The organism is Rathayibacter sp. AY1F9 (assembly GCF_002932155.1).
Classification (GTDB): domain Bacteria; phylum Actinomycetota; class Actinomycetes; order Actinomycetales; family Microbacteriaceae; genus Rathayibacter.
Genome location: NZ_PSVA01000016.1, coordinates 70226 through 76919 on the forward strand (window position 1 = coordinate 70226; position 6694 = coordinate 76919).

Sequence of the window (6694 nt, forward strand, 5' to 3'; positions counted from 1 at the left end):
AGGCGCCGCCTCAGGCGGCGGAGTCGGCGGGCGCCGGAGCGTACCGGGAGTGGACGACGAGCTCGCCCAGCAGCGTCGCGACGAGCGTGATGACGGCGGCGATCGCCAGGCCGAGCCAGAGTCCGACCAGCAGGGCGAGCGCGCCGACTCCGGCCCCCGCGGCGATCAGGACGATCGCGGCCGCGCGGCGGAACCACGGCTGACCGGAGCCTCCCGCCAGGCGGGAGTCCGCAGCGAGGCCCGTGATCGTCGAGGTGACGACGACCGTCGTGACGTCCTTGACGGCGAGGTGGCGGGCGGTCGCGGCCTGGAGGCCCATCGCCCCGCCCAGTACGCCGGTGACGGTGAAGGCGAGCGGCTCGGGGTGCTCGGGCACGACCGCGAGCACGATCGCCAGGACGCCGAGCAGGATGCCGACCACCGCGAAGAGCCAGGTCGAGCGCGAGGTCCAGCCCTTCTTCACCGGGCGGAGCACCCGGCCGCCGATCACGGCGCCGATCATGAAGGCGCCCAGCGCGATCAGGGGGCCGACCACGGGCAGGTCGGCCGCGCCGGAGAGGGCCATGCCGAGGATGACGACGTTGCCGGTCATGTTGCCGGCGAAGACGCGGTCGAGCCCGAGGTACCCGACGGCGTCGATGATGCCGGTCGAGAAGGTGAGGGCGAGCATCAGGCCGAGGGTCGCGCCCTCGGAGCGGGTGCGCAGGCGTCGGAGCACAGGAGTCCTGTCGTCGGGGGCGGGTCTGGAGAATCGTGGCACACGCGTGCACATGCTCGAAACACGGCGAGGTTAGGGTCGGACGGCGCGGACGGGCCGCGCGGGAGGTGGACGCGCATGCGGTGGACGGAGTGGGCGGTGCAGCCCGGTGAGGGAGTGCCGCCGGGGGTCGACTACCTGCCGGCCGAGCCGGGGTCGGTGCTGTGGGGGCGCCTGCCGTGCGCGGCGGACGCCCCCGTGCTCACCGTCGACTCGGGGGCCGAGGTCGTCATCGACACGCTCAGCCACGAGGGCGTGCTGGAGGATCAGGGCCGCGATCCGGTCGCCTTCTTCGGCCGCCACGGAGTCGCTCCGGAGGGGGTGCTGCGCGACGCGGTCGTGCTCGCCGCGGACGGGCCGTTCCGCGACGGCGAGACGGACGGGCCGCACGTGGTCACGGGGCCGATCGCCGTCCACGGAGCGCTGCCGGGGGACCTGCTCCGGATGACCCTCCTCGAGGCCGAGCCGCGCGTGCCGTACGGAGTCGTCTCGAACCGGCACGGCCGCGGGGCGCTGCCGGGCGAGTACCCGCTGCAGGAGGGGCCGTTCAGCGTCTTCGCGCGCGTCGACGAGGACGCGCAGGGCGGTCTCCGCGGCGTCATCCCGCTGGTGCCGGGAGGGGAGCGGGCCGCCCGGTTCCCGCTCCGGCCGTTCCTCGGGATCATGGGCGTCGCCGTCGCAGGGGAGGAGCGCCCGCACTCCGTGCCGCCCGGTGCGCACGGGGGCAACATCGACATCGCACTGCTGACCGCCGGAACCAGCCTCTACCTTCCCGTGCAGGTCCCGGGCGCGCTCGCGTACGTCGGCGATCCCCACTTCGCGCAGGGCGACGGCGAGGTGGCGCTGACGGCGATGGAGGCGAGCCTGCGCGTCCGGGTGCGCCTGGAGGTCGTCCCGCGTGCCGAGGCGATCGCGGCGTTCGGGGAGCTGCTCGGGCCGATGGGGGAGACCGGCGAGTTCCTCGTGCCCACCGGGATGGACGAGGACCTGGACGTCGCCGTGCAGAAGTGCGTCCGCGCGGCCATCGCGCTGCTGGCGGCCCGCTACGGGATGGACCCGGCTCACGCCTACGCCTACCTCAGCGCGGCGACCGACTTCGACATCTCGCAGGTCGTCGACCTGGTGAAGGGCGTGCACGCCCGCGTCCGGACGGCCGACTTCGATGACTGACCCGCGGGTGACGACGCTCGAGGGCGACCTGCCGGACGGGCTGGTGGACGCGGTCCTGGCGTACGAGGCGGCGCTCGGGGCTGACGACGTCGCGGCGCTCGCCGACGCGTTCGTGGACGCGCCGACGACGCTCCGGGGCGACGCCTCCGGACTGCTCGTCGGCCACGCGGTCATCACCGGTTTCCGGGGTCGTCGCGGCGGGGCGCCGGTGCGGGAGCTGATGGAGCTGCACGTCAGGGCGGTCGATGCGGGCACGGCGCTCGTGGTGAGCGTGAACGCTCCGGCCCGTGGCGGGCGCGGGCTCGTCACGCAGCTGTGGTCGCGCGAGGGCGGGACCTGGCGGGTGCGCGCCGCGCAGGTGCAGGCGCCCTCGCCCGCGCTGGACCCCCGTGTCTGGCGGGCCGTCGGCGCGCCGCTCGTGCCGGCCGCCGGCTCCGGGACCCTCGACGGACTGGACGTCGCGGTCAAGGACCTCTTCGCGATCGAGGGCCAGCGGATCGGCGCGGGAGTGCCGGCCCGCCTCGCTTCCGCGCCGATCGAGGCGGCGACCGCTCCGGCCGTCGCGCAGCTGCTCGCAGCGGGAGCGTCGGTGCGCGGGATCGCTCAGACCGACGAGTTCGCCTACAGCATCGCCGGCCGGAACTCCGGCTACGGGACGCCGCCCAATCCGGCCGTGCCCGGAGCGATCCCGGGCGGATCGTCGAGCGGACCGGCGACCGCCGTGTCGCTCGGGCAGGCCGCCGTCGGGCTGGCGACCGACACCGCGGGATCGATCCGGGTACCCGCCTCCTACCAGGGCCTGTGGGGGCTGAGGACGACCCACGGTGCGGTGCCCGTCGAGGGGCTGCTGCCGCTGGCGCCGAGCTTCGACACCGTCGGGTGGCTGACGCGGGACCTCGGCACGCTGAGGCGGGTGGCCGAGGTCTGCCTGCCGTCCGGCTCGCCGGTCCGGAGTCTCGCGGTGGCGCCGGCACTCCTGGGCGGAGTGGACGCGGCCGTTCGGGCGGCGTTCCGATCGGCGGTCGGGAGGATGAGCGCCGACGAGGTCGAGCTGCCGCCCGTGGCGGAGATGCTCGAGGCGTTCCGGCTCGTGCAGGCGGCGGAGGCGTGGCGGTCGAGCGGCTCGTGGGTCGCGGCGCATCCGGGAGTGCTGGCGGCGGACGTCCAGGCGCGCTTCGACGCGGCCTCGCTCGTCGACGAGCAGACGGAGGCGGACGCGCGGGCGCGAGTCGCGGGGTTCCGGGAGGCGCTCGACCGTGCGCTCGAGGGGCGGGTGCTCCTCCTGCCGTCGACGTCGTCGGTGGCGCCGGCCCTCGATGCGTCGGCCGAGGCGATCGACGCGGCGCGGACGGCGACGCTCGGCCTGACCTGCGTCGCCGGGATCGGCGGGTATCCGGCGCTGTCGGTGCCGCGGTTGAGTGTCGGCGGCGCTCCGGTGGGGCTCTGCCTGGTGGGACCGCGGGGGTCGGATCTCGCACTGCTGGAGCTGGCCGGCACGCTCTGAGAGGGGCCACGCCCGGAGCTCGTTCTCTCCCTCGTCGTGAATCGAGGCGGAAGCCGTGACCCGCTCTCCCGCTCGCCGCCTCTCCCTCTCCCTCTCCCTCTCCCTCTCCCTTTCTCTCTCGCTCCGTCCCTCCGTCGCTCCGTCCCTCCGTCGCTCCGTCCCTCCGTCCCTCCGTCCCTCGTCGTGGATCCGAGGCGGAAGCTGCGCCGTTGTGGCCGAGTCGCTGCGCTGACCGCTGTCCTCGAGTGCGATCTCAGCGGTGAGCACGGGCGCCGAGCCCGGAGGGTGGAACGGGCCCGGGTGCAGCGAGTGCGGGCTCGGTGGACCGGTTCGTCGGCGGGCGCGTCGGACGACCGGCCTCCAGGCTCGGCCATCGGCTAAGACAGGCCGCCGGCTCAGACCCGCGCGGCGCCAGCGGCCGTGCACGAGCACGCCTGCTGGAGCACGCCCGCAGGAGCGCGGCTCCTTCCGCCGTCAGAACGGGGGCGGCGCATCGCTGACGCTCGGCCTGCGCCGCGGCGGCGCGGGCGGCGCGGGCGGATCGGGTGGACGGGTGACCACGCGGCGGCCTGTGGGGGTGGTCCAGTCTGCCGATCCGTCGGGGTGGAGCGTGTAGGTCCAGCGGTCGCCGTGGCGGACGTGGTGGTGGGCGACGCAGAGCGACGCCAGGTTGTCGAGGGCGGTGACGCCTCCGTGACGCCACTCGAGCGTGTGGTCGGCCTCGGCGGTCGCCGCGGGCCGGGTGCAGCCGGGGAAGCGGCATGTCCGGTCGCGCAGCTGGAGGGCGAGGCGCATCCGCGGGGGAGGGAGGCGGTGCGTGCGTCCGACGGAGACCACGGCGCCCGTGCTCGGATGGGTGAGCACCGGGGTGACGGCCGAGTCGGCTCCGAGGAGCTCGCGCGCGACGCCGGCCGGGATGAGGCCGTAGCCGTCCAGTTCCGCGGGGGTCTCGTCCTGCCCGGCCGCGGTGCTCGCGGCGAGGGTCAGACGCACCTCGGCCCGGATGCCGCGAGCGGACGTGCGCGGACGCTCGTCGCCCGGCGCCGTGCCGGACACATCGCCGTCGCAGAGCAGGTCGACCAGGGCGTCGGCCCGCAGCTGCGCGAGCGTGCGCTTCTCCGCTGCACCGCTCCCGTCGCGGAGGGTGCGGGCGATCCGGTCGAGCCGCGCGAGCGCACCGAAAGCGGCCGGAGCGGGGAGGGTCGCGCAGAGCGTGGCCATGCCGTCCTGCTCGGGCGAGACCCGGACCGACCGGTCCTCCCGAGCGCGGGCGTGCCGGTCGGCCAGAGGACTCTCGTGGAGTTCGTCCCGCAGCCGGGCGAGGCGTCGCCGCAGCTGGGTCGGCGTCATCGAGGCGGCCAGTCCCGCGGCGCGCTCGTCGAACTCCGGGAGGGTGGCCGGCGGCAGGGTGGCCGCGACTCCGCAGATGATCTGCCCCGCCTCCCAGCGCAACCGCGCCTCGGCCAGCGCGGCGCGCGTGCAGGGCAGGTGGTCGACCAGCAGGCGGGCGTGCTCGAGCTCGCGCGCGGCCACACGCTCGGACACGGCGAGTGCGACGGCGAGCTCGGCCCGGACCGAGCGCTCCACGAGGTCGCGCGACTCGGCGGGAGACCCGCCGCGCGCGAACGCCTTCGGGCGACGCAGAGCAGCCGTGTACGCCTCGTGCAGCGCCTCGGCGGAGGCGAGGTGGAGCGGAGCCGCCGAGCGGGCGAGCAGCGCCGCGCGGTCGCCGAGGGCGCGGACCTCCTCGAGTCCCTGCCGCATCCCATCCGCCATACCCGTATTGAACCAGCGACCACCGACACGCGGGCCGCAGGTGCGCCCGATCGGGAGGACCCGCTTCCGGAAGACGCCTGTGGAGGAGCTTCTGTCGAGAATCTCGACCCGCGCCACACCGCGAAACACCGGCGAAACGTCCGTCGCATAGGCTCTCCGGGTGAAACGACTGTTTCTCTCCCGCTCGTGAAGAGGTGGCCCATGACCGCGCCCGCACCGTTCCTCCCCGTCGATCCGCCGCCGCGCCTGCTGATGGGGCCGGGCCCGATCAACGCGGATCCGCGCGTCCTGCGTGCGATGTCGGCGCAGCTGGTCGGGCAGTACGACCCGTTCATGACGGCGACGATGACGGAGACGCAGGAGCTGTACCGGCAGGTGTTCCGCACCCGCAACGAGAAGACGATGCTCGTCGACGGCACGAGCCGTGCGGGCATCGAGGCGGCGCTGGTCTCGATGCTGGAGCCGGGCGACCGCGTGCTCGTGCCGGTCTTCGGGCGGTTCGGGCACCTCCTCCGGGAGATCGCGGAGCGCTGCGGCGCGGAGGTGCACGTGATCGAGGCCGAGTGGGGGCAGGTCTTCCCCGTCTCGGCGATCGCCGAGGCCCTGGCCCGGGTGAAGCCGAAGATGCTGGCCGTGGTCCACGGCGACACGTCGACCACCATGGCGCAGCCGCTGGAGGAGCTCGGCGCCCTCTGCGAGAAGCACGGCGCCCTCTTCTACACCGACGTCACCGCCTCCGTCGCGGGCAACGCCTTCGCGACCGACGAGCTCGGGCTCGACGCGGTCACCGCGGGGCTCCAGAAGTGCCTGGGCGGCCCGTCCGGATCGGCTCCCGTCACCTTCTCGGAGAAGGCCGTCGCGGTGATCGAGTCGCGCAAAAGCATCGAGGCGGGGATCCGCGACGAGGGCGACACTGTCAGCGCCCGCCGCGTCCGCTCCAACTACTTCGACCTCGGCATGATCTTCGACTACTGGGGGCCGCGCCGCCTCAACCACCACACCGAGGCGACCACGATGCTCTACGGCGCGCGCGAGTGCGCCCGCATCGTCGTCGAGGAGGGCCTGGACGAGACCGTCGCCCGCCACGCGCTGCACGGGTCGGCGATGCTCGCCGGAGTCCGCGGCCTCGATCTCGAGGTGTTCGGCGACGTCGGGCACAAGATGACGAACGTCGTCGCGGTGCGCATCCCGCAGGGCGTGAACGGGGACGCGGTGCGCGGGGAGATGCTCGCCGACTTCGGCATCGAGATCGGCACGTCCTTCGGGCCGCTGCACGGGAAGGTCTGGCGCATCGGCACGATGGGCTACAACGCCCGGACGGACGCGGTGCTGACCACCCTGGCGGCGCTGGAGACGGTGCTGCGCCGCGCGGGCGCCTCCGTGCCGGTGGGCGGCGGAGTCGCGGGGGCCTACGAGGTCTACGGGGCGGCACGCGCATGACCGGCACCACCACGGACCCCGCCACCACGACCGCGCCCCCCGCCGCC

At 74.7% G+C, this 6694-nt stretch carries 5 protein-coding genes; 3 read left to right on the forward strand and 2 right to left on the reverse strand.

The features are described from left to right. Positions 1-10 precede the first annotated feature (10 nt). Positions 11-718, reverse strand: coding sequence for a YoaK family protein (locus C5C37_RS11395; protein WP_308471053.1), 708 nt, complete (start codon positions 716-718; stop codon positions 11-13). A 117-nt stretch (positions 719-835) separates the two neighbouring features. On the opposite strand from C5C37_RS11395, the gene C5C37_RS11400 reads away from it, so the two are divergent. Further along, complete coding sequence (locus tag C5C37_RS11400; protein WP_104338957.1) at positions 836-1927, forward strand: acetamidase/formamidase family protein; 1092 nt, start codon at positions 836-838, stop codon at positions 1925-1927. Next, positions 1920-3431, forward strand: a complete 1512-nt coding sequence (locus C5C37_RS11405; protein WP_104338958.1) for an AtzH-like domain-containing protein — start codon at positions 1920-1922, stop codon at positions 3429-3431. Before C5C37_RS11400 ends, C5C37_RS11405 begins: the two co-directional genes overlap by 8 nt. Before the next feature lie 474 nt (positions 3432-3905). On the opposite strand, the gene C5C37_RS11410 is transcribed toward C5C37_RS11405, so the two are convergent. Next, a complete protein-coding gene (locus C5C37_RS11410; RefSeq protein ID WP_146085220.1) occupies positions 3906-5207 on the reverse strand; it encodes an HNH endonuclease signature motif containing protein in 1302 nt (433 codons plus the stop codon). A 201-nt stretch (positions 5208-5408) separates the two neighbouring features. Here C5C37_RS11410 and C5C37_RS11415 point away from each other — a divergent pair, with 201 nt between their 5' ends. Then, positions 5409-6647 carry an alanine--glyoxylate aminotransferase family protein gene (locus C5C37_RS11415; RefSeq protein WP_258074120.1) on the forward strand — a complete coding sequence of 413 codons (1239 nt, stop codon included), beginning with the start codon at positions 5409-5411 and terminating at the stop codon, positions 6645-6647. Positions 6648-6694: the final 47 nt, after the last annotated feature.

Coding starts and splice junctions, on each gene's coding strand:
- C5C37_RS11400 (WP_104338957.1), top strand. CDS start 836: ATGCGGTGGACGGAGTGGGCGGTGCAGCCCGGTGAGGGAGTGCCGCCG.
- C5C37_RS11405 (WP_104338958.1), top strand. CDS start 1,920: ATGACTGACCCGCGGGTGACGACGCTCGAGGGCGACCTGCCGGACGGG.
- C5C37_RS11410 (WP_146085220.1), bottom strand. CDS start 5,207: ATGGCGGATGGGATGCGGCAGGGACTCGAGGAGGTCCGCGCCCTCGGC.
- C5C37_RS11415 (WP_258074120.1), top strand. CDS start 5,409: ATGACCGCGCCCGCACCGTTCCTCCCCGTCGATCCGCCGCCGCGCCTG.